The sequence below is a fragment of the Adhaeribacter arboris genome (assembly GCF_003023845.1).
Taxonomy (GTDB): Bacteria; Bacteroidota; Bacteroidia; order Cytophagales; family Hymenobacteraceae; genus Adhaeribacter; species Adhaeribacter arboris.
Window position 1 is genome coordinate 2,813,737 of the sequence record NZ_PYFT01000001.1, and the last position, 20,104, is coordinate 2,833,840.

16 protein-coding genes are annotated in these 20,104 nt (G+C 39.8%); 7 read left to right on the forward strand and 9 right to left on the reverse strand.

Features of this window, described 5'->3' with window-relative positions:
- Nucleotides 1-662 precede the first annotated feature (662 nt).
- Complete coding sequence (locus AHMF7605_RS11345) at nt 663-1,841, reverse strand: alpha/beta hydrolase (RefSeq protein WP_106929368.1); 1,179 nt, start codon at nt 1,839-1,841, stop codon at nt 663-665.
- A 379-nt stretch (nt 1,842-2,220) separates the two neighbouring features.
- Between AHMF7605_RS11345 and AHMF7605_RS11350 the strand changes: the two genes are divergently transcribed.
- The 4 genes from AHMF7605_RS11350 to AHMF7605_RS11365 all read left to right on the forward strand — a co-directional run bounded on the left by AHMF7605_RS11350 (nt 2,221) and on the right by AHMF7605_RS11365 (nt 5,496).
- Nucleotides 2,221-2,826, forward strand: a complete 606-nt coding sequence (locus AHMF7605_RS11350) for an RNA polymerase sigma factor (RefSeq protein ID WP_233219015.1) — start codon at nt 2,221-2,223, stop codon at nt 2,824-2,826.
- Between the two features lie 35 nt (nt 2,827-2,861).
- Entirely contained in the window at nt 2,862-3,107 is a 246-nt protein-coding gene (locus AHMF7605_RS11355; protein ID WP_106929370.1) for a hypothetical protein, read from the forward strand.
- 20 nt (nt 3,108-3,127) lie between these two features.
- Nucleotides 3,128-3,334 (forward strand): hypothetical protein, encoded by a 207-nt coding sequence (locus tag AHMF7605_RS11360; protein ID WP_106929372.1) that lies wholly within the window; start codon nt 3,128-3,130, stop codon nt 3,332-3,334.
- Between the two features lie 947 nt (nt 3,335-4,281).
- Nucleotides 4,282-5,496 (forward strand): sensor histidine kinase, encoded by a 1,215-nt coding sequence (locus tag AHMF7605_RS11365; protein ID WP_106929374.1) that lies wholly within the window; start codon nt 4,282-4,284, stop codon nt 5,494-5,496.
- A 221-nt stretch (nt 5,497-5,717) separates the two neighbouring features.
- Here the strand turns inward: AHMF7605_RS11365 and AHMF7605_RS11370 are convergent, their stop codons facing one another.
- Together AHMF7605_RS11370 and AHMF7605_RS11375 are read right to left on the reverse strand one after the other, a co-directional pair.
- Nucleotides 5,718-6,461 (reverse strand): IS3 family transposase, encoded by a 744-nt coding sequence (locus AHMF7605_RS11370; RefSeq protein WP_233219016.1) that lies wholly within the window; start codon nt 6,459-6,461, stop codon nt 5,718-5,720.
- Nucleotides 6,462-6,496: 35 nt separating this feature from the next.
- Complete coding sequence (locus AHMF7605_RS11375; protein WP_146153569.1) at nt 6,497-6,832, reverse strand: transposase; 336 nt, start codon at nt 6,830-6,832, stop codon at nt 6,497-6,499.
- Between the two features lie 387 nt (nt 6,833-7,219).
- Here AHMF7605_RS11375 and AHMF7605_RS11380 point away from each other — a divergent pair, with 387 nt between their 5' ends.
- Nucleotides 7,220-12,544, forward strand: a complete 5,325-nt coding sequence (locus AHMF7605_RS11380) for an SBBP repeat-containing protein (protein ID WP_106929382.1) — start codon at nt 7,220-7,222, stop codon at nt 12,542-12,544.
- 154 nt (nt 12,545-12,698) lie between these two features.
- Here AHMF7605_RS11380 and AHMF7605_RS11385 read toward each other — a convergent pair whose 3' ends face one another.
- The 5 genes from AHMF7605_RS11385 to AHMF7605_RS11405 all read right to left on the reverse strand — a co-directional run bounded on the left by AHMF7605_RS11385 (nt 12,699) and on the right by AHMF7605_RS11405 (nt 16,820).
- Nucleotides 12,699-13,178 carry an RES family NAD+ phosphorylase gene (locus AHMF7605_RS11385; RefSeq protein WP_106929384.1) on the reverse strand — a complete coding sequence of 160 codons (480 nt, stop codon included), beginning with the start codon at nt 13,176-13,178 and terminating at the stop codon, nt 12,699-12,701.
- Nucleotides 13,178-13,714 carry a type II RES/Xre toxin-antitoxin system antitoxin gene (parS, locus tag AHMF7605_RS11390; protein WP_106929387.1) on the reverse strand — a complete coding sequence of 179 codons (537 nt, stop codon included), beginning with the start codon at nt 13,712-13,714 and terminating at the stop codon, nt 13,178-13,180. Before parS ends, AHMF7605_RS11385 begins: the two co-directional genes overlap by 1 nt.
- A 221-nt stretch (nt 13,715-13,935) precedes the next feature.
- Nucleotides 13,936-14,874, reverse strand: coding sequence for an RES family NAD+ phosphorylase (locus tag AHMF7605_RS11395; RefSeq protein WP_158267500.1), 939 nt, complete (start codon nt 14,872-14,874; stop codon nt 13,936-13,938).
- 124 nt (nt 14,875-14,998) lie between these two features.
- A complete protein-coding gene (locus AHMF7605_RS11400) occupies nt 14,999-15,952 on the reverse strand; it encodes a sce7725 family protein (protein ID WP_106929392.1) in 954 nt (317 codons plus the stop codon).
- 1 nt (nt 15,953) lies between these two features.
- The gene (locus AHMF7605_RS11405; RefSeq protein WP_146153570.1) at nt 15,954-16,820 is read right to left on the reverse strand and encodes a sce7726 family protein; all 867 of its coding nucleotides are present in this window, start codon (nt 16,818-16,820) and stop codon (nt 15,954-15,956) included.
- Between the two features lie 224 nt (nt 16,821-17,044).
- Between AHMF7605_RS11405 and AHMF7605_RS11410 the strand changes: the two genes are divergently transcribed.
- A complete protein-coding gene (locus tag AHMF7605_RS11410) occupies nt 17,045-17,479 on the forward strand; it encodes a hypothetical protein (RefSeq protein WP_106929396.1) in 435 nt (144 codons plus the stop codon).
- 1,357 nt (nt 17,480-18,836) lie between these two features.
- On the forward strand, nt 18,837-19,655 hold the full coding sequence (locus AHMF7605_RS11415) for a hypothetical protein (protein WP_106929398.1): 819 nt from the start codon (nt 18,837-18,839) through the stop codon (nt 19,653-19,655).
- A gap of 27 nt (nt 19,656-19,682) precedes the next feature.
- Here the strand turns inward: AHMF7605_RS11415 and AHMF7605_RS11420 are convergent, their stop codons facing one another.
- Nucleotides 19,683-20,087: a hypothetical protein gene (locus AHMF7605_RS11420; protein ID WP_106929401.1), complete on the reverse strand. Its 405-nt coding sequence runs from the start codon at nt 20,085-20,087 to the stop codon at nt 19,683-19,685.
- Nucleotides 20,088-20,104 lie beyond the last annotated feature (17 nt).

Genomic DNA, 20,104 nt, shown 5'->3' on the forward strand with positions numbered 1-20,104 from the left:
GAAATTTGTTTAAAGCAACCTTTTTTCCCAGGAGGGAGGGAAGGGTTTAGAACTACTTTACATAATTGAACTTATTGGGCAAGGATAAGAGGGTAAAAACGGCTATAATCAGCAATAGAACAGCTGTAAATTCGAGAAAATGGGAAACCTGCTTAAGCTAGGCCTTATCCTATATGTGACCGTGCGGAAATAGATGGGCCAGCTGTCTGGTAAAAAGACAGAATGCGGAGATTATAGCTAGCCATTATCCCTAAAACAACTTTGGAAAGAGCGAGATTATAGGAAAAGGTTAGGTGTTTGACAATAGGCTACTATCATTCATAATTTTATTTCCGAGCATAAATGTTCCTGATGGTATTATATTACACCCAATTAATATTCAGCGTTATTAGTGGTTCTGAGTAGAATCATCGGCCCAATCCTTAGCGTAAGCAGCCAGTAATTTAGATAAAGGTTTATGGATAAATTACTGAATCCCCAGTTTTTTATAAATGTCTCGGCCAAGTATAAGTATAGGCGGCCAGTAACAAAAACACGATTTCAGACGATTTTAAAATGCCTCTTCGATTTAGGGCTTGCAAAAAGAGGGGACAGAAAGCCCCCTCTCTGGCAACCAATTACTTTAGAGTGATTACCTAACAAGGTTCTCCTATTCCGCGCCTCTATTTAGTGAAAGCTTTCTTTAAATCCGCTGCCGCCATTGCCTGCGCTTCTTTGGCTTCGGGTAAAACGGTGGCCATGCCAAAAAACTCGTGTGTAACGCCCGAAAAGGTTTTTTGATTGACGGCTACACCCGCCGTTTTTAATTTATCCGCCAGCATTTCTCCTTCGGACAGCAGAGGATCCAGCTGCGCGTTAATGATCGTGGTGGGAGGCATGCTCTTTAGATCCGGTGCTTTGGTTAAGGTGATCATAGGATTATTGCCATCCGCGGGGCTCCGGAGATATTGCTTAAAGAACCATTCCATCAGGGGTTTATCCAAGGGTTTCGCGCTCGCATATTGTTGATAAGATTTTGTTTGGGTATCAGAGCCCGCAATGGGATAGACCAGGACCTGGTAGAGGGGTACCATAGCCCCTTTTTGTTTGGCCATCATACTAACGGCGGCCGCCAGATTACCTCCGGCACTTTCGCCTACCACGGCCACCCGTTTGGGATCGCCTTGGAGCGAAGCGGCATTCTTCAGTACCCATTGGTAAGCGGCATAAGAGTCATTATGGGCCGTTGGAAATTTATGCTCGGGCGCTTGCCGGTAAGCCACCGATACTACTACCGCGCCGACCTGCTCGGCCAATCCTTGCGCGGAGGCGTTATAAGTGTCTAAATTAGCAATCACCCAGCCCCCGCCGTGGTAATAAACAATCACCGGAAAAGGACCTGCTCCTGATTTGGGGGTATACACCCGGGCATGGATCGAACCACCCGCTACCGGAATGCTTTTGCCGGTGGTATCTACCGGTGCCGGAGGCATGGGGATATTGTTTTTTTGCATGACGTCGAGCACGGCCGTGGTAGGGCTAGGTTGCTGGCGAGCTTCTGGAGCGGATAAAGTGGGCAAGGGTGGGGTTTTATAACTAGCTAGTTGTTCGAGTACCACTTGCATGGGAGGCGTTATCTCGGGGGCCCAAGTGGGTTTCGGTTCTTTCGGCACTAAATTCAGGGCGGCCGTTCGGCTGGAGTCAGCAGTGCTCGCTAAAGAATCCGCGGTAGTAGCGGTTGCATTACCCGTAGTTTCTTTCTGATTGGTATTACAGCTGACAAGCGAACAGCCCAGCGCCAGGTACAGGCCAAGCTGCCAAGTCCCAGTAACAAGAAAATTCAAGGAATTATTATTTTTCATAGTTGATAAGGGTAAGAAGTACTTCCGTTTTAGGATTACTTACGTAATTCAACCCGCCAACCGTTTGCAGCAACTCTCTCTTTTCACCGTTTTATTACAAATATCATGGGCAACAATTTGCCGGTCTGCAGAAGGTCTAGGTAAATCCTTGGAATGAAGGAAGTCCTTCTACGACGAATTCAAACAACCAGAAAAATTAGTATATTTAAATATTTACTTGCTCATCCTGAAACTTTTCTATTGCGGAACGTACTAGGTATACTGCTTCTTTTTCCGGTTCTATACCCTGCGGTTAAAGCCGTTACTCTACTCTTCATCCGGTTGTTAGAATCATTACGAGTTATTGCTTTCAAACCCATTTTTCTAACTACTACTACCCTTGGCAACAAACGCTACTCTTTCCCCGACATCCTCTGCTTCTCCTTATCTAGGTGAGGATACTGAAACAACCATCACGTTAGAGGCCACGATCATCTATTATCTGCAACACCAAGAAGAAAAAGGCCTGGTCTTGTTATATGATTCGTATTCACCAGCTCTGTACGGCGTTATCTTCCGGATAGTGAAAAGTCAAGCATTAGCCGAGGATGTCTTGCAAGAAAGTTTCTTTAAGATCTGGCATAGTTTTGCGCGCTACGAGGCAGAAAAAGGCCGCTTATTCACTTGGATGGTCAACATTGCCCGGAACCAAGCCATTGATACGATTCGTTCTCGGGCTTACCGGAAAGGATTAAAAAACCAATCTTTAGAAATAAAGCATCTTCCTATTCCGGAGAACCGTTCTTCTTTTGAACCCGCCCATATCGGCCTGCGCGAGCTCACCTACCACTTAAGGGGGGAACAAAAAACGATTATCGACTTAATGTATTTTGAGGGTTTTTCGCAGGCCGAAATTGCTGAGCAGATGGCTATTCCACTCGGTACGGTAAAAACCCGCGCCCGGAAAGCCATTCAGCTTTTAAGAAAGTTTTTTAATCAGCCGTAAGGGAATTTATTCTAAAGTTAGTTTGTCCACCCATCATGGAATTAGGTGATTTCAACCGGGCTACTAACCCGCAGCGGGCCGCTCTGGTCTGGCAACGAGGAACGTTTCTGGCGGATCGGGTAAGCGGCGGTTGTACCCTTTGTCTCTACCACATGGGTCCTTTCTTTGCCGAAATCTGGTACCGGGTAGTCGATAACGAAATTCAGGGAGTACGCGGCTTTAAAAGTGTAACTTGCCTGGAGCCTTACTGGAACTTAGTAGACATATCCGATATTACTTAGCCCCTCTTACATAGCCTATTATGAAAACCGAACCAGAAGTTTTAGCCAGAATCCAGGAGTTAGAAGAACAAAATAAGCTTTTAGCCAAGAAAGACCAGAAAATTGTGGCGCAAGAAGAAATTGATCAGCAAGCCATGGGAGTCATGCTGGAAAACCAAAAGCAGATTAAAAAAAATGAAACCTTCCTGGAGGCTTTAAAATGGGTGGTAGGTAGCCATAGCGATTGATTACGCCTTCCCCGCTCAACCCCCCTTATCAGCGGGCCGGAGCCGATCGGCACTCAATGGAACCAACCTTCTTGCTCGATTACTCCCCAGTTAATTCGGAAATATCTACCGCCTCTAGGTAAGGAGTTAAATGAGTCATGTTTTTAAAACCGCGTACTAATTCTACCTTGTCGGTTTGCCGGTTATACCAGATTTCGGTAAAAAAACACCCATATCGTAAAGGGATACCAGGTAAATGCCTCTTAAGCGGGATAACAAGAATAGGCCGTATCGGCTTACCAGACGTAGTCGCTTATTCTGGGGATTTCGATGAAACTCTTCCAGTTCCATAGAGAAAGGTACGTGCAAATTCAGGGAGAGTTCAAGATAAGGGTGCTTCGGCTAAAAAGCCATTTAGCCGAAGGAAGAAAAGCTCTGTTTTAACGAACCTTAGTTTACCCCTTCTTTGCATTTACTATAATTAGCCGGATAAGGCAGTAGATTGGGCGAGTGGTAGGGGAGGAGCACCGTTTGGCCTTGCTGCCAGCAACAGCCTATCCTTCTGATGGAACGGAAGCGGGATAGGGAAAAGAGGGATTATTGGTTTTCCGGTTAAAGTACCAGAAAAAGTGCTTAATAAAGTCCTGCTTCAAACGCTATCAAGGCGATTTTTCTGATAACAATAATTATGTTGAATAAGGTGATTTTCTGACTTTTATACTATTTTAAAGACAAAATCTAATGCACTTGATTTTGTTGGTTATAGCAAGATCTAAAAATGCCTTAAAACATTGGGACTGATAAACAAAAATGTATAAAAACCTTTAACTTTGTTATTTCTAGGTAAGTCTCTAAAGCCTCAACCCTTATTCCATCAGAATTGAGTTTTATGTTCCACTACCCTGATTAATAGAGCTAACTATCTATCCTCATAGGTTGTTGTTTTTAGTAATTTACTATTATTCTACATGATTTCTTCGAATAACAACTTATTACAAGATCTGGAAGCAATCCAGAATATTTCTTTTGTGCCGAACATGCTCGAGTTTATTTGCCAAGTAACCGGGATGGGGTTTGCGGCGGTAGCTCGGGTAACTCCAAATAAGTGGATCGCCTGCAGTGTGCGGGATGAAGTGCAGTTTGGATTAAAAGCCGGGGAAGAATTACCGATTACCAGTACCCTCTGCAACGAAATACAAGATCACCGCCGGCCGATTATTATTGATAATGTGGCGCTAGATTCAGCGTATAAGCATCACCATACCCCGCAGATTTACGGCTTACAAAGCTATATCTCCTTTCCTATTATTTTAAAAAATGGCACTTTTTTCGGTACCCTTTGTGCCATTCATTCCAAACCGGCGGCGTTAAACAACCAGAAGGTTGTAGATACTTTTACCATGTTTGCCGAAATGTTATCCTTTCATCTACAAAGTCAGGATTTACTAGAACGGAGTTACTGCGCCACCGTTGAGTTACAAAATAAAAATACCGTCCTAACGAAAGCTAATAACGATCTGGATTCCATCGTGTATACGGCAGCCCATGATCTAAAATCCCCCATTACTAATATTGAAAGCTTGGTAGAAGTCCTTTCGTATTCGATGGAGCAAGAAAACTTAAATCGGGCTGAGATTAACCAAATCATTGGATTAATGAAATCTTCCTTAAAGAGTTTTTATACGACAATTCAAGATTTAACCACCATTATTGAAGCCGATACAAGTAAAGAGCAGGAAACCGCCGAAGAAATACCCCTATTAGAGTTGGTGGAAACTGTGAAATGGGACTTGCAACAGCTTATTGACGAATCCCAGGCAAAAATAGAAGTAAATGCAGCAGAAAACGTTATGCTCCACTATCCTCGGAAATACTTTCGAAGCATCCTGTATAATCTTTTAAATAACGCTCTTAAATATCGTTCTCCGGTTAGAACGCCGGTAGTACTAGTCGCATTGCTTCAGGTAGAAGGAAAAATCCACTTTTCTGTTACCGATAATGGTTTGGGTATTGCTGAAGACCAACAAGATAAAGTATTTACTTTATTTAAGCGTTTTCATAACCATGTTGAAGGTAGTGGTTTAGGGTTGTACATCGTCAAAAAGATGGTGGAATATGGCAATGGGCAAATACAGGTAAATAGTACCCTGGATCAAGGCACTACCATTACCGTCATTTTTTAAGTTTCTCATTCAAGCTGACTCGTCCTGAAAAAAGTTGACAGTTTACATTGTTAATCCTATACCAGGTTGACAGCTGTTTCTTAATCCGGTCAGCCCTTTACACCTTATACCGTCACCCTAGGTAAAGGGTTCTGGCAACGGCAAGCCTTCTTGGCCTGCATCTTACTGCATGGGCACCTCCTTTCCCTTCTTGGTTGTATAATAGTTTTTCCAGTGTCTCTTCAGCTCGCCGGTCCTGCCGTGGCCACGGCGAGCTGAGCCGCCGCCAAGTCCGGGTACACTGTCTCCAGGAGCTCCTGCTTGAGGACACCGTTCACCCGCTCGGCCAGCGCATTCTCCAGCGGGTCGCCGCTCTGGGTCATGGAGATAGCAATGCGCCGCTCCTGCAGCAGCCTAACATACCCTTGGCTGCAGTACTGAATACCCCTATCCGAGTGATGGATCAGATAATCTTGCCAGGGGCAGTTAGCAAGGGCCATCTCCAGAGCCCGGATGCATCCCATAGCAGAAAGATCTTCACTGAGAAAGAACCCGACGATCTTGCGGCTGTAAGCATCGGTAATCAGGCTCAGGTAGGCAAAACCTTCCTCCAGGTGAATGTAGGTGATGTCGCTCACCCATAGCTGCCCGGCAGCCTTGGGTACAAAATCCACAGTCAGGTTCTCGTACTTGTGCAGCCAGTGACCGGAGAAAGTAGTCTTGGGCTTAGAGCACCTTCGCTTCCTGACTAGCAGAACGTGCCCACGCAGAAGTTCAAAGAAAGCGTCTCGGCCTATTTCAATGCCATGAGCAGCCATAAAAGGTGACATCATCACCAGCAGCTTGCGCGCCCCCAGCCGCTTCTGCGTGCGACGGATTCGTAATACTTCTTGCACAAGCAAGTCCTCTTGCAGCGCTTGCTGCTGCCTGGTTTTGAGATGCTGGTAGTACGCCTGTCTACTGTAACCAAACAAGCGGCAAAGCACTCCAACTGCTTGGAAGGGCGTTCTTTGCTCTACTCTCAGGATTGCTTGGTACCAGACTTTTTTAAGATGGGAGTTCCGAGTTCCTTCTCGGCAATAAGGATCGCCTCCTGCAGGGCCTGGTTGTAGAGTCTGGCTTTGCGTAGCTCCGATTGCAGGGTCTCGACATCGGTCGGCAGCTTGTCTGTGGGTAACTCCCGCAACAGCCTGGCTCTTCTGAGTTTGTGTGGTTTTTTCATGCGCCCTTGGTACTCTTTTACCCAACGGTGCAGGCTACGGTAATCAACCCCACATCTATCGGCCACTTCGCGATAGCTCTGCCCGGAGGTGAGATACTCTGCTACAATACGTTCTCTTAATGCTTTGTCCTTCATTTTCGTTGACTTTTTTGTCAACTTATTTCAGGACTAGACAGACTATTCAAATAAGCTGAAATATGCCAAGTTTATCTAAGTTGAGATGATATCTTCTCCTATCTGTTTCCTTCAAGCCAGGTGTCCTCAATAGCTATTTTGACAGTTAGAAAATAATTTGGTTAGTACTACTTTCCTTATTAACCGAGTAATTATCTATAAAGTAAAGTATCTAAATATATAGAACATTATATTTATAAAAAAATACTAAACTGGCATAATTTTTCTTAGACACTAAAAACCATCACAAATGGGGGGCTTTCAGTGTTTCAGAAAAATAGAATTGATCTTAATACTACCTAATTTCTGCTTAAAACGCTGAATTTTTCTTGTTTTTAAACAATTTGCATGCAGAAACCTTTACTTCTTTCTCTTCTTTTATTCATTTCTTTTTCAGCACTCAGCCAGGACTGGCAGTGGGTGCGCGGTGTAGGTGGACCTGATTATAGTGAAAGTAAACGCATTGCCACGGATGCTAATGGAAATAGCTATGTCTTAGGAAACTTTGCCCAAACTTTTCGCCTGGAAGGTTTAGAATTACAAGGCTCCCCCAACGGAGAAGTATTCCTCATCAAATATGATACTAATGGGTTATTAAAGTGGGCCAAGCAGTTTGGAGGAACTTCAATTGTAGAAGGGGAAGACTTATTCGCCGATGCTAGTGGCAACCTTTTTATTACGGGTAACTTTAAAGGAACAACCTCTTTTGGCTCCTATACGCTTACTAGTCCAAATGATAGAAGTCTTTTTGTGGCTAAGTTAGATGCCAATGGCAACGTATTATGGGCAAAGCAAAGTTTTAGTTCCGCAGGAGACGTAAAAGGCCGGAATTTAACCGTTGATCTTAGTGGCAACACCTATGTAACGGGTTCTTTCTTTGAATCCGCTACTTTCGGATCTACTTCTATCCAGGCTACCAAAGATGAACAGGTGTTTATCAACAAATATAATTCCCAAGGAGATTTGGTTTGGGTAAAGATGGCGGGTGGTCTAGGAACATGCTTAACTCACGGACTTACTACGGATACTAACGGGAATTTGTATTTAACGGGGCAATTTTGGCATACGGCTGTATTTGGGTCTACTATTCTTTATAAAAACGACCCTATAACCTCTCCGGGAGAAATTTTCCTAGCGAAATATGATGCGGCCGGTAATGCTTTATGGGCCAAGCAGGCCGGGGGGGCAGGTAGTGATGTAGCTTCTGGAATAACCGTTGATAATAACGGAAATAGTTATATAATAGGTTTTTTTACCGGGACAGCCCAATTTGGTTCAGCTACCATTACCGGTAGTGTAGGCAAAAATATTTGTATAGCTAAGTTTAGTACCACGGGTGGCCTTATTTGGATAAAAAAACATCAAGGTTCTGGAGATGCAATAGGCATAAGTATAGATTTAGACGCCAGCGGTAATGTCGTTACTACCGGCTATTTCAAAGGCTCTCTTTCCCTTGAAAATGCTACCCTGATAGCTCAAGGTGGCTTTGATACCTATTTTGCCAAATATGATATTTCCGGCAATATAACCGGAGCCATACAAGCTGGAGGTTCGGGAACAGATTATCCAAAGGATTTGGAAGTAAATACCAATGGAAAAATTTACTTTACGGGTGATTTTGAAGGGCCTGCTACCTTTGGAACCTCTGCTCTTTCTGGTGAAGTTGTCATTGGGAAATTAAATTCCATCAGCTATAACCAGGAGCCAGTTCCAACAATTACGGTAGGGGCTTTGAACCGGAGTTCTATGTGTCTAGGTACAGTAATGGAAGTTCCTTTTACCACCACCGGTCGTTTTGGTGCCGATAATACATTTACCGTTCAACTTTCCGACTATGCTGGGTATTTTGATAATCCAACCAACATCGGCAGTGGCACTACAAGCCCTATTACAGTTAGGATACCAACTGATGCCTACCTAGGAACTAGATATAGAATAAGAGTCGTCGCTTCTTCTCCCAAGGGGATAGTAAAAGATAATGGTGCAAATTTAACCATAAACAATCCACCTACTGTTACAGCCTCAGTTGCTGCCAGGACTATTTCGGCCGGTTCCTCTACCACTTTATATGCTTCAGGAGCAGATACGTATGTTTGGTCACCCACCATCGGACTTGATAATGCTAATAGTGCTAATCCTGTAGCTACACCTACAGTTACTACCACGTATATAGTTACGGGCACCAAAGACGGGTGCACTAGTACCGCCTCTGTTCTTGTAAAAGTAGAGCCGATACCTACCGCAGGAAGTATTTTTAAGTGGAACTCCGTTAAATATGAAGGGAATATAGGATCTGCTTCTGGATATGGTACTGGAACCGATGCCAAGGGTAATATATATTTGGTAGGTTCTTTTTCAAACTCCATCACCTTTGGTTCAACTACTTTGAATGTTCCCGGATATGTGGGCCATGATCAAATATTTTTAGTTAAATATAGTAATAATGGCCAAGTCTTATGGGTGAAACAAATAGGAGGCGATTTGCACGATTATGTTTCTGATTTTGCAGTAGATGCGAATGGAAACATTTATATAACTGGTTGGTTCAGCTCCCAAATGACTATAGGCACCAAAACCTTAGTAGAAGATGAAAGTGCTGAAGGTATTTCTTACTTTGTCGCTAAACTTAACTCCGAAGGAGAAGTAGCCTGGGCCAATAAAATTGAGGGACCAAATAATAGTGTTACCGCTATTACAGCAGCTCCAAATGGAGAAGTTTATATTTCTGGTACTTTCCGTACGGTTGCTACCTTTAATGAAACTTCATTGACCAACAACGGCAATAAATTGGACTATTTTTTAGTGAAATACACCATAGATGGAAAAGTAGTTTGGGGCAAATCTCTCACGGGTAGTAGTATAAAAGGATACAGAAATACCGATTTAGTTACCGACAGTAAAGGAAACCTATATGCAACCGGCTCTTTTAGCAAAGGAACTTTAGAAATTGGACCTTATATTCTAACAAGTAAAATAGAATTTACCAACTCCTTTCTTGCCAAGTTCACTCCGGATGGCCAGGTGCAATGGGCAAAATTTATAGGTCAGGAAACAAGCTCTTATTCTCATACTACTAGTAGACTTATTACTATTGACAAAAATGATAAAGTGTACCTGGCTGGAGAATTTAATCTATACACCAAGTTCGATAATGTAACTCTCTCGAACATTGGAAAGTCAAATAATTTTCTGGCTAAATATGATGAAACCGGAGCTTTGCTTTGGGTAACAGAAACTGGAGGAGAAGTATCTGGAATTACCACCGACACTCAAGGGTCAATTTATACTACTGGTAGCTTTACCAACTTAGCTAATTTTGGCACAAAACAACTGGCCATTACTGATCAGGAATATGCTGCTTTTGTAGTTAAATATGATGTAAATGGTCAAGTAATATGGGCAGAGCAAGCAATAGCTAGTGAATTTTGGCAAATTTCTAGTGGTGGGATAAGTGTAGATGAAAAGCAAAATATCTATATAGCAGGAAGTTTAGACAAAGGGGGAACTTATACCCCCATCACTTTCGGGTGCCAAACCATTACCCTTATAAAACCACAAATAGGAAGTTATTTCTTGGCTAAGCTAAGTCCGGGGAATGGCGCACTGCCCACCCTTGTAACCAGCAAACTAAGTACTAATACTGTATGTGCTGGTTCTACTTTAAATGTACCCTTCTCAGTAGCTAATAAGCCTGGGGATTGCCAGTCCTACATTGTTCTATTATCAGATTCCAAAGGTTCCTTTGAAAATGCGCGCATAATTGGTAGAGGCTTAACCAGCCCTATTCCGGTCACTATCCCGGTGGCTTACTCTCTTGCTGGCAATGGATATAGGATTAAAGTGGTAAGTGCTACTCCGGCAATAACCGGAACGGATAACGGGACTGATATAAATATTATGGCGCTTTCCGAAATTACCATCAGAGCAAGTAAAACGGATCTTTGCCCCGGAACGGTAGGTGTCGTTTATACCGCTTCTTCAGACTCTGGATTTACTTCTTTTTCTTGGACTGTCCCCGGAGATTGGATTATTACCGGCGGACAAGGAACAAACAAAATAACCGTAACCACGGGTACATCAAACGGAGAAGTGGCGGTTACCGCGGTTAGTAAGGAGTGTAATATTCCGGTTACCAAGAGGTTGCCTATTGTTTTGACAGAAGTTTTTCCACCCCACGTTTGGAGCTATGCTACCGCCGTTTGTAAAGACGCCACTACTACTATTGTGGCATCAGGGGCGCCTTCCAATACTACTTATCAATGGTATTCTTCTGCTAATGGTACCAACCCGATCTGGAAGAGCAGTAGAGATTTTTCAAGTTCAGAGTCAAGATTCTATACCCCTGCAATTAATACTACTACCACTTTTTATGTATCTATTTTGTTTCCCAGTGGCTGTGAAAGTGAACGGGTCCCTGTTTTAATAACGGTTAATCCTCTTCCAGATACTCCCGCTTCTATTTCGGCATCCATAGTAAAACCATGCACTGGCTTAGTAGTAACGTATGAAGTTCCAAAGATGAATCAGGAATTAGGTTATAAGTGGGAAGTTCCTGCTAATTGGACAGTAATATCCGGACAAAACACTTCTAAAATAAATGTTCAAGTAGGTACGGGAACGGGAATGGTTAAGGTAGCTGCTTATAATTATTGCAGTTCTAGTTTAGTCCGTTCTTTGCCGGTTGAAGCCAGCACTCCCGTTCGTCCTACAATTGCCACAAGTCCCATATGTGGACCGGGCCGGGTTACCTTCAACGCTATTAACGTACCACCAACAAGTAGTTTACGATGGTATACAACTGCTACTGGCGCTACACCCATTGCAGGGGAAACAGGTAGTACTTTTGTAACCCCTTCTCTTACCTCAACCACCAACTATTATGTTTCTGTTGTTACTCCGGAAGGATGTGAAAGCTCCAGAGTTGCTATAGAAGCTATTATCAATTCAGCCCCAACAGCCAATGCCGGGCCAAATGAAACTATTTGTATAAGTACGCTAGGATATATATTAAAAGGGGGTGTTCCTGCTGGGGGGCAATGGTCCGGCAAGGGAGTAACTGCTGGTGGGTACTTTAACCCAGCTAGTGCCGGCGAAGGTAGTCATGAATTGACTTATAGTATCACCCAAGGTAGTTGTACCGTTGCAGATACAAAGACTATAATTATAACAAAGGGACCCGCTGTTACACTAGCTCCATTCGGAACGGTGTGCCGGACCGTTCAGGATTATGTTTTAACCGGTGGTCAGCCAGCAGGGGGAGTATATAGCGGAGCTGGAGTAGAGAATGGGCTATTTACGCCGGTAGATTCTATTGAACAACACTTGATCGCCTATACTTACACGGGTAAAGGGGGGTGCTCTACCACGGTTTGGCAGCCTATAACCGTTAGCACCTGCACTGGAATGGCGGAAAGTGAGTTGACTTCTAAGCTGGTAACTTATCCCAACCCAACCAAATCCGATTTAAATATTGAGCTATCGTTGCCAAAAGCCACTACCATAAAGCTGCTGCTCCTGGATGCAAGAGGGGCGAAAATGTTGGAGAGAGATTATTCTAAAGTACACGGAGCGTTTCGGCAAGTAATAAGTTTGAAAGACAAACCTCGGGGCATTTATCTGCTGCAATTAGTTTTTAAAGATAGCGTGATCACCAAGCGAATAGTGGTAGAGTAAAAAATCTAAGGGAAGTTCGCTTGTTCGAACATAAAATTGTTAATCTCTCTAGTTTCTTTTGTTAGAAGCGGTCCTAATAACTATTATTATGTTAAATATAATAATTGATTTAAGATGAATTTCTACACACTAACAATTACTACAACTTCTAAAATTACTTTTTCTTAATATGTTTAAACCTTTTATCAAATGTTAATTGAGCGTTGGAGATTACTTTTATTCTTGCTGCCTCAGGATGATTAGGATTTATTAAGTAATTGAATTCAGGAGGAACAATACTACTTGGTACTTTAAGAACAGCGGCACTTTTCTCCTGGACAAAATCATCACCTATTAATTGAGTACTAAGAATTGGTGGCTTAGCATCCCAATTATCAGGTAAATCTTCTATACTTAATTCTAATATTTCAACATCATCTGGTATGTCTATTTCAACATAGTGTCGATCAGTCGGCAAGTCTTCACTTAAATCCAGATGAACAGAAACCTCTAAAGTTGCTAGTGCACGTGACTCTGCCGTATATACTAGATAAGTGTTAAGACTATTCCATCGATAACCTTCCGTTAATGCTGCTCCAATTCCAGATAATGTAGTGTCAAGATATCTTTCCCTCTCAATTCTAAATACCCTCATTACGCCATATTTCCATATTCAAGCCTATTCAAACTATTCCTCACTTCTTGAATTCCTGTCAACGAATCGAATAAGCTTTCTGGAGTAGCATTCCCTAAAGAAGCATTTGGTTTTTTCAACCAACGCTGAAATTTTTCATTTTCATTATTAAAAACTTCTAACCCGAATCCTAATAATTCTGTAAGAATTAGGATTAATTCACTATCCCTTCCACTTAAAAATTCATTATCTCTCTTTCGTTTATTGTATGTAGTTTGAGCTAGTCCGATTAATTGCAGCATTTTCTTAACGGGTAAATCAGCCTTCTTACTAATAACATCAATTGATTCATAAGGCAATCCTGTTCTGATAAGGGCTAGTCGATCCATTTGCGTATCCCAAACGTATTCATTTTCATGTCCTGGAACATTAATACTCCATTTAACACGTTTCGTCTTTGTAGATATAGCATTTTTAATGCGTTCAGCCCTTTTAATGCTCTTTTCTGGATCAAACTTTCTTAAAGTAATCGATTTTTTATCTTCCCTTGTTGCCATAACAGTATATATACTGCTAATGTACAGCAAATATACTATAAATTCAAGTATTTTTTATTATTTACTGACTCACTAAGTTGGAGTAAACCTAGAACGTTTTACAGACACATAGCTTAAGTATTTAACCTTAGCTATGTTTTCCACAAATTGTAAAAAGCAACAAATTAATTAGATTTCGTTGTTTTGATTGAACAGAATAAAAATCAAATAGATAAATTAACCTATGTAATTAGCATTGTATACTTGAATTCTATATTGTCTATTTCGAAGACATTAACTTTGATGCATTCAAATTTTTCAGGATTAAAGATAGCTAGATTATAGCCTTTAGAATAAAGTGAGCTTTGAAACATTACTCCATCATAACCAATAGATTTAATGTATTCAGACAAATATTGAGTAGGTAAATAATCTAGTTCATTGTCATCCCTGCGTCTAGGCTTTGACAATGTGGATTCTAATTTAGAAATAAAAGGTAAATGAATCAGAATATTTTCTAATTCCTGCTGCTGTTCGCCATCCGCCCAAGTAATAGGATCATAAAAATTTCCTCTTAAATTTATAACTTTAATATCCTCTTTAAGTCTAAACTCTCCAATAGTTACATAATCAAATAATGAAGCACGTGCTTCATAAATAGTTGTAGTGACTTGATCTGCTAAATATAAATAAGATATACCTAAGGGATTAGCCCTGCCAGGCTTTGTTTTATCAGCAGGCGGATGTCCCATTTCTGAAGTACTAAAACCAATTTTAGAAGATATTCTTGCCCGAAAGAATTTACGGCCCTTAGAAACTATATATTTGTATGGAAGCAATAAAGATTTTAGCCTATCTAAATCTAAAAGATTTTGAAGGTGGAAACGATTTACTGATTTAATCTCTTCTTCAAATCTTTCCCATGTAATTTGTAGTGGTTTTACTTTATCATCGTTGCTGGCATTAATAGTACAACTTAACACTACTGGATTTTCAAACAATTCTTGATAACTAACATAATCATCAGCAACTATCTCTTGTAATAATTCTCTTCGTTTATCAGAAACTTTTTGGGAGAATATTTTATTAGTAAAATCTTGTTCAATCTTATTTTCAATGGGGCTACCTACTTCGGGATTGACCTCATATAAACCTAAAATATTTTGGAAGATTGGGTTCAACTCACAAGGATTATAAATGGATACTTGCTTAGAATAGCAATAATCGCAGTCTCCAATTGTAGCAAAACTATTTATAATACCTTTTAAATGTGGACTCGTAAAGCATTCTGAGCAACAATTCATTCTAGATCAAACTAAGGACTAATTCAATGTGATTCATAACCGAAAGCTTTTTAATGCTTCCTAATCCGGGAAAATGGCCATTATTATGTAACTCTTTAAATTCGGAAATTGCCCTAGTATCTAGAGTACTAGTATTACACCAATAAATTAATTTATTTAAAGCTTCTTCAAATTTGCCTCCTATATCAGTAGTATCCATGTTAGAATCCGAAACAAAATGTTTTACACGGATTTTATTTTGCCGGGTGATATAGGATAAATGAATAGCAATAGCATAAGGTAAAAAACCTCCATCTGAGTATATATCACCAATGGTCAAGAAATCTGAAAATCCTTTAAAACCATCTTGTTTATAAAAGAGATGTTCTTCCGAAAATTCACTGTCATCAATAGATAAATAATCAGCATTTTTTTGTTGACAACAGAAGAAGTCGTCTAATGTAACTAAAGTAGTGGATTCAAAATTTCGGTAGTACCGGCGATTAGTTTTTCCTAAATGAACTACATTATTAATAATAGGCAATTCACTATAATGTTGAATATACTTTAAAATGTTTGTAATGTCCTCACGGCCAGCAATATGAATCAGCGTTATTCCTGAGCATGATAATTGTTGAAAATCTTGGTTATTAACTAAGTTAGCATAGTATTTTACATCTTTGCTTCCATCTATTATAATGGCAGCTTGATAGTTAGTATATCCAGCTAAGTCCTTTTTCAACAAATTAAGAATGTTACCGGACGATTTAACTAAATCACCTACACCTGGATTAATGATAACATTATAATTAATATTCTCTCGGCTTAACTCAATTAAGGTTTTTTTTAAGGTAGGAGAATCTTTTACTGGTTCAATAATTGGAGAAACTTTGCTATCATTAGCAGCCATGATATCACAAATCTCTCTAAGAGCAATTAGTTCAAACTGCTTGCCTCGGAGGTAAGGAAAATACATATTAAATCATTTCTTTTAGGAAGTTAAATAATTCTGCATATTCATTTTCCGAATAGTCCATCGAGTAGCAGATATGCTTCAATTCATATGGGGTAAACTCTGATTTCAATAAATTAGGACATCTTATTTTCCTGTCTTTCAACTGATTAAAGGCCAGTACTTGAAAATCATTGATGTTAATCAATTTTGCCATAGATAAGCATTCTCTAAAGATCTTAGTACCTGGCACATTCGGAATTTCACCAAAATGATTCTTGATTAAATTTAGATATTCCTGCTTACGAAGAGTTTTAAATATAGTAACGTGGTTAAAATTATCTGTATTTGATTCGGCTTCCTTAAGCGTTTTAAGGCTCATATTTTTAGTAAACTCTATAATGCCAATTTCTGTGTCTCTATACTTATTTAACAGCTTATTGGCATGTTTTGAACAAGAGACTATATAAACTTTATTAGCAAATTCTTTATAATCAGAAACTTGCTTATCAAGCTTTGTTAAGCTATCCAAATCAGTTTTAATTTCAAAAATACGTGCTTCACCATTTAGTAGGATAAAGTCGGCGATAGATCCTCCTATTCGAAATTCATTTAAAACTGTAGTAGTATTTAAACTGTATTTTCCTAATAATAGCTTATTGAGAAGTGCATTTTTGTAGAAATACTCACTTCTATATTCAAAATGAAGTTCATTATAAAGATATTTAATAATAGAATTGTAAGATTCTGGTTTAGAAGAATTAATGTGTTTTTTTACACAATAACGCATATACTCTTTATCCTTCTTCTTAACAATCTTGTTGAAGTTAGAAGGAGTAAAAATTTGGGATAAGCTTCTAAAATTATTTGCGCTCTTCTCTAAAACAAACATTCTGAACAAGAATACTGAAATAGTACTATCTCCTAAGACATATTTACTTGCGAGTAATTTAAGAACAAATCTACAGCAACTATCATTCAGATGTAAATAAGTTCTGTTTATTTTGCTTTAACCCCAATTAAATATAGTTGTCAAAATATTTTACATTAGTTAAAGGGTGGTTTAGGTAAGTAAATAAACTGCTATCTTTACTTACGCCTAAAGTTTACTATTTCATGCCCGAACAAATTACCCCTTATATCGAGCAATTTTATGATGATGCGGAAATCTGGCTCATCATCAACGAGGCTACTTATTTCCAGCAGCAGTTCCAAGAACCGGATATCCTCAATAATACCGTTTGCGTGGTTTTGCCCATTGTTCGCCGGCTGCCGGGGTATGTACTCCATCAATTCGATTTAGAGCTCTTTATCAAGCATCCAGAAAGCACGGACTTAGGTCAGCTCGAGCTTTACCGGGTGCGAGATTTTATTCGCCAAAAAGTAGATCTAGGTCCTCTCATGCAAGGAGTACAGCAAATTACCGGCGTAAACATCCACCAGGTACTGAAAAAGATAAAGCAGCAGATTAAATTTTTACAGCAGGTAGAAAACCAAGATTTACCCATTGTACCAGCTCAAATGATTTCACCTTATAACTCCCCACTGTAACTTAACTATTGTAAATAAGTATAAATTTTGTATACTTTTGTATACCTTTATACTTTACTCGCTACAACTGTTGCTACAGCTATAACGAGTAGAGTATGAAGTGCTCTGAGGAGTATTCATTAAGCTTAGCGCTGTTAAGCTTAATGCTAGCACAAAGTTCTGGTAACTTAAGCTAGAAAGTAAAGTTTGCCGAATAGGATCAGTGAAGAAAATAGGTCAATAAGCCTATTAGTCACTTCCGGCGACATTTTAAAGGAAAACGTTATCTCCATTTGTATAAACGTTTAAGGGTTAGTAGAAGTACTCTCCCACAAAGAAGGAAACCGCTCGCAACAGTTTCCTTCTTTGCTTAATGTGATACGGGTAATCGACTTAAATACTCATCGACTGTTTTTATCACATATTTTAAAATACTCAGAAAACCTTAATACTTTCTTAATAGTAATTTTGAGTATAACGGTTTAGCACCCCACCATTGTTCTCGCTTGTCTAAACTAAATTATTAAGATGAGGATATTTTTTAATCAGGATACAATAGATATTACGTATTCTGGTTAAGGTATTCCAGCTTACCACTAAAAACCCAGATACTTTTTTGACATTTTTGGGCTAATTTTTAAATCATTCACCTATTTACTCCTAACTATTGAAGTATAGGGAAAAGAATCTATATTGGTTGATCCTTTAACTTACTTTACTATTTAACTGCGCCTACTTATTTTGAAAAAACTATTAGCAGTACTCTTGCTTGCAAGTATTTTAAAACTCATTAAAGTAGCTTAGAAAAAAATGCTGGCAGTCAAGTATAGAACTAACAAGAAACCAGATAATCTAGGTTACAATATTAGTTCAACTAACAATTATATAAACGGGGGAAATTGGCGTATTTTCAATTCAAATACTGTTTAACTATAATGTGTAGTCCGTAGTAGGTAATACTTGCGCATTCTCCTATCTGGCAAACTCACCACAATTACGTTCAGGATTCAAGTAAAAATACTGGGGGATTTTAGCTGAATGAACAACTAATGCATTATACTTTGACTAATCAAAATAGGTTACTAGTATATGGCCAAATTTCTTGCCAAGTTTTACATTTTAATTTCCATCAAAAGCTAGGTAAGAACCCTCTAGGTAAGAGAGGAAATAAGTGGACACCCTTCTATTTTCCTAGTTAAAAAAGGCGGTTTTTCAGGTATCTAGAGGCTTAGAAAAACTGGGCAAAAAAGAGTAGTTTTTATAAACAACTATAATTGCTTCTCTTAGTAATTGTGATAGACAATCAGCTCTTGAGAATAAATAAACTTGCTTATATATAATAAATAATATATATATTTGAGGGTTAATTTACTTCCTCATGTATAAAGCATTTTTACTGGCTCTGTCTTTTCCTCTTTTGCTAATTAGTTGTAAAAAAGAAGGCAATGAAGTGGCCCCTATACCCGTGACCCCTCCGGTGGCTGCTCCCGTAACTTGTACCCTGCAGCGCTCCAATGGAGACAATGGCACCATTGAGGTTTACGAGTACGATGTCAATAACCGGATCAAAGCGGTTAAAAGGCATGTTCCTGCTTTTTCCAATTCTCCTGCCCGCGATTTTACCTATACCTTTTACCGGGACAGCAACAATCGTATTGTAGAGATTATTGGGGGCAATGATGCTGCGCCAGAGTTTCAACAAAAGGAAACCTACGAGTACGATGACCAGGGGAGATGGATTAAAAACACGGTCACCAATGTACCAGACGATAAATATTTAAAAGTTACGGTACCGGAGTACGATGCCCAAAGTTTAATGGTGAAAGCTACCGAAACCCGAAAAAATGGATACAACACCTATGTTCGGGAACGCACCTACGAGTATAAGAACGGCAATGTCATTAGCATTCGAACCAAAGAAGGCGATCGGATTACTACCAGCCTGTACGAATACTATCCAGATCAGGAAAATCTATTGAGTGAATATGAACGCCAAACCTACTATACTTTTGGGTTAGGTAGTCCGCCAAAAAACAAGATGAAGAGCTATAAACACATAGATAATACCTATGTGACCGAAGGCACTTACTCCTACATCTTTACCGGACCTGGATACGTGCAGCAGCAAACTTTAACGGCAAGCGCGAATGGCTCCAAGACTAGTTCCACTTTTACCAATACTTATAAATGTGATTAAAAAGATAGGATAATAAATCTTAGGTATTTAACTCGAGGAACTTAAAGCTACCTGGTCGTTACTGAAAATAGCTTTAAAGTAATGCCTCTGATCCCGGTAAGTCGAATTATCAGGCAAGGCTACCCTGCGCTTCAACCAAGTCAAAAATTCAGGTAAAACTTTTTGTTTCACCAGTTCCTCTACTCTCTTTTTATCTTCTGGTTTGATGGGGCTAATCACAATATAATACCGTTCCTGATCAACCCTCGGGTTTGGTGGCCATAGCTCACAACTAAAAATAGGAAACTTGTCATCGAAATGGTTGGGAATCCGATATTTCAGAAGAACATTTATATCAAAGGGGAAGTCTCTTAAAGCCTCTTGCAGCAAAGAGGTTTGCAGGGCATAGCTCATTCCCTTTCTAATCTTCGGTTTTTCTATGGTTAGCTTCATAGATCAATATAACGTAC

What these genes read in the sequence shown, in the direction of transcription:
- AHMF7605_RS11345 (WP_106929368.1), bottom strand. Translation starts at nt 1,841, where the DNA reads ATGAAAAATAATAATTCCTTGAATTTTCTTGTTACTGGGACTTGGCAG.
- AHMF7605_RS11355 (WP_106929370.1), top strand. Translation starts at nt 2,862, where the DNA reads ATGGAATTAGGTGATTTCAACCGGGCTACTAACCCGCAGCGGGCCGCT.
- AHMF7605_RS11360 (WP_106929372.1), top strand. Translation starts at nt 3,128, where the DNA reads ATGAAAACCGAACCAGAAGTTTTAGCCAGAATCCAGGAGTTAGAAGAA.
- AHMF7605_RS11365 (WP_106929374.1), top strand. Translation starts at nt 4,282, where the DNA reads ATGATTTCTTCGAATAACAACTTATTACAAGATCTGGAAGCAATCCAG.
- AHMF7605_RS11375 (WP_146153569.1), bottom strand. Translation starts at nt 6,832, where the DNA reads ATGAAGGACAAAGCATTAAGAGAACGTATTGTAGCAGAGTATCTCACC.
- AHMF7605_RS11380 (WP_106929382.1), top strand. Translation starts at nt 7,220, where the DNA reads ATGCAGAAACCTTTACTTCTTTCTCTTCTTTTATTCATTTCTTTTTCA.
- AHMF7605_RS11385 (WP_106929384.1), bottom strand. Translation starts at nt 13,178, where the DNA reads ATGAGGGTATTTAGAATTGAGAGGGAAAGATATCTTGACACTACATTA.
- parS (WP_106929387.1), bottom strand. Translation starts at nt 13,714, where the DNA reads ATGGCAACAAGGGAAGATAAAAAATCGATTACTTTAAGAAAGTTTGAT.
- AHMF7605_RS11400 (WP_106929392.1), bottom strand. Translation starts at nt 15,952, where the DNA reads ATGTATTTTCCTTACCTCCGAGGCAAGCAGTTTGAACTAATTGCTCTT.
- AHMF7605_RS11405 (WP_146153570.1), bottom strand. Translation starts at nt 16,820, where the DNA reads ATGTTTGTTTTAGAGAAGAGCGCAAATAATTTTAGAAGCTTATCCCAA.
- AHMF7605_RS11410 (WP_106929396.1), top strand. Translation starts at nt 17,045, where the DNA reads ATGCCCGAACAAATTACCCCTTATATCGAGCAATTTTATGATGATGCG.
- AHMF7605_RS11415 (WP_106929398.1), top strand. Translation starts at nt 18,837, where the DNA reads ATGTATAAAGCATTTTTACTGGCTCTGTCTTTTCCTCTTTTGCTAATT.
- AHMF7605_RS11420 (WP_106929401.1), bottom strand. Translation starts at nt 20,087, where the DNA reads ATGAAGCTAACCATAGAAAAACCGAAGATTAGAAAGGGAATGAGCTAT.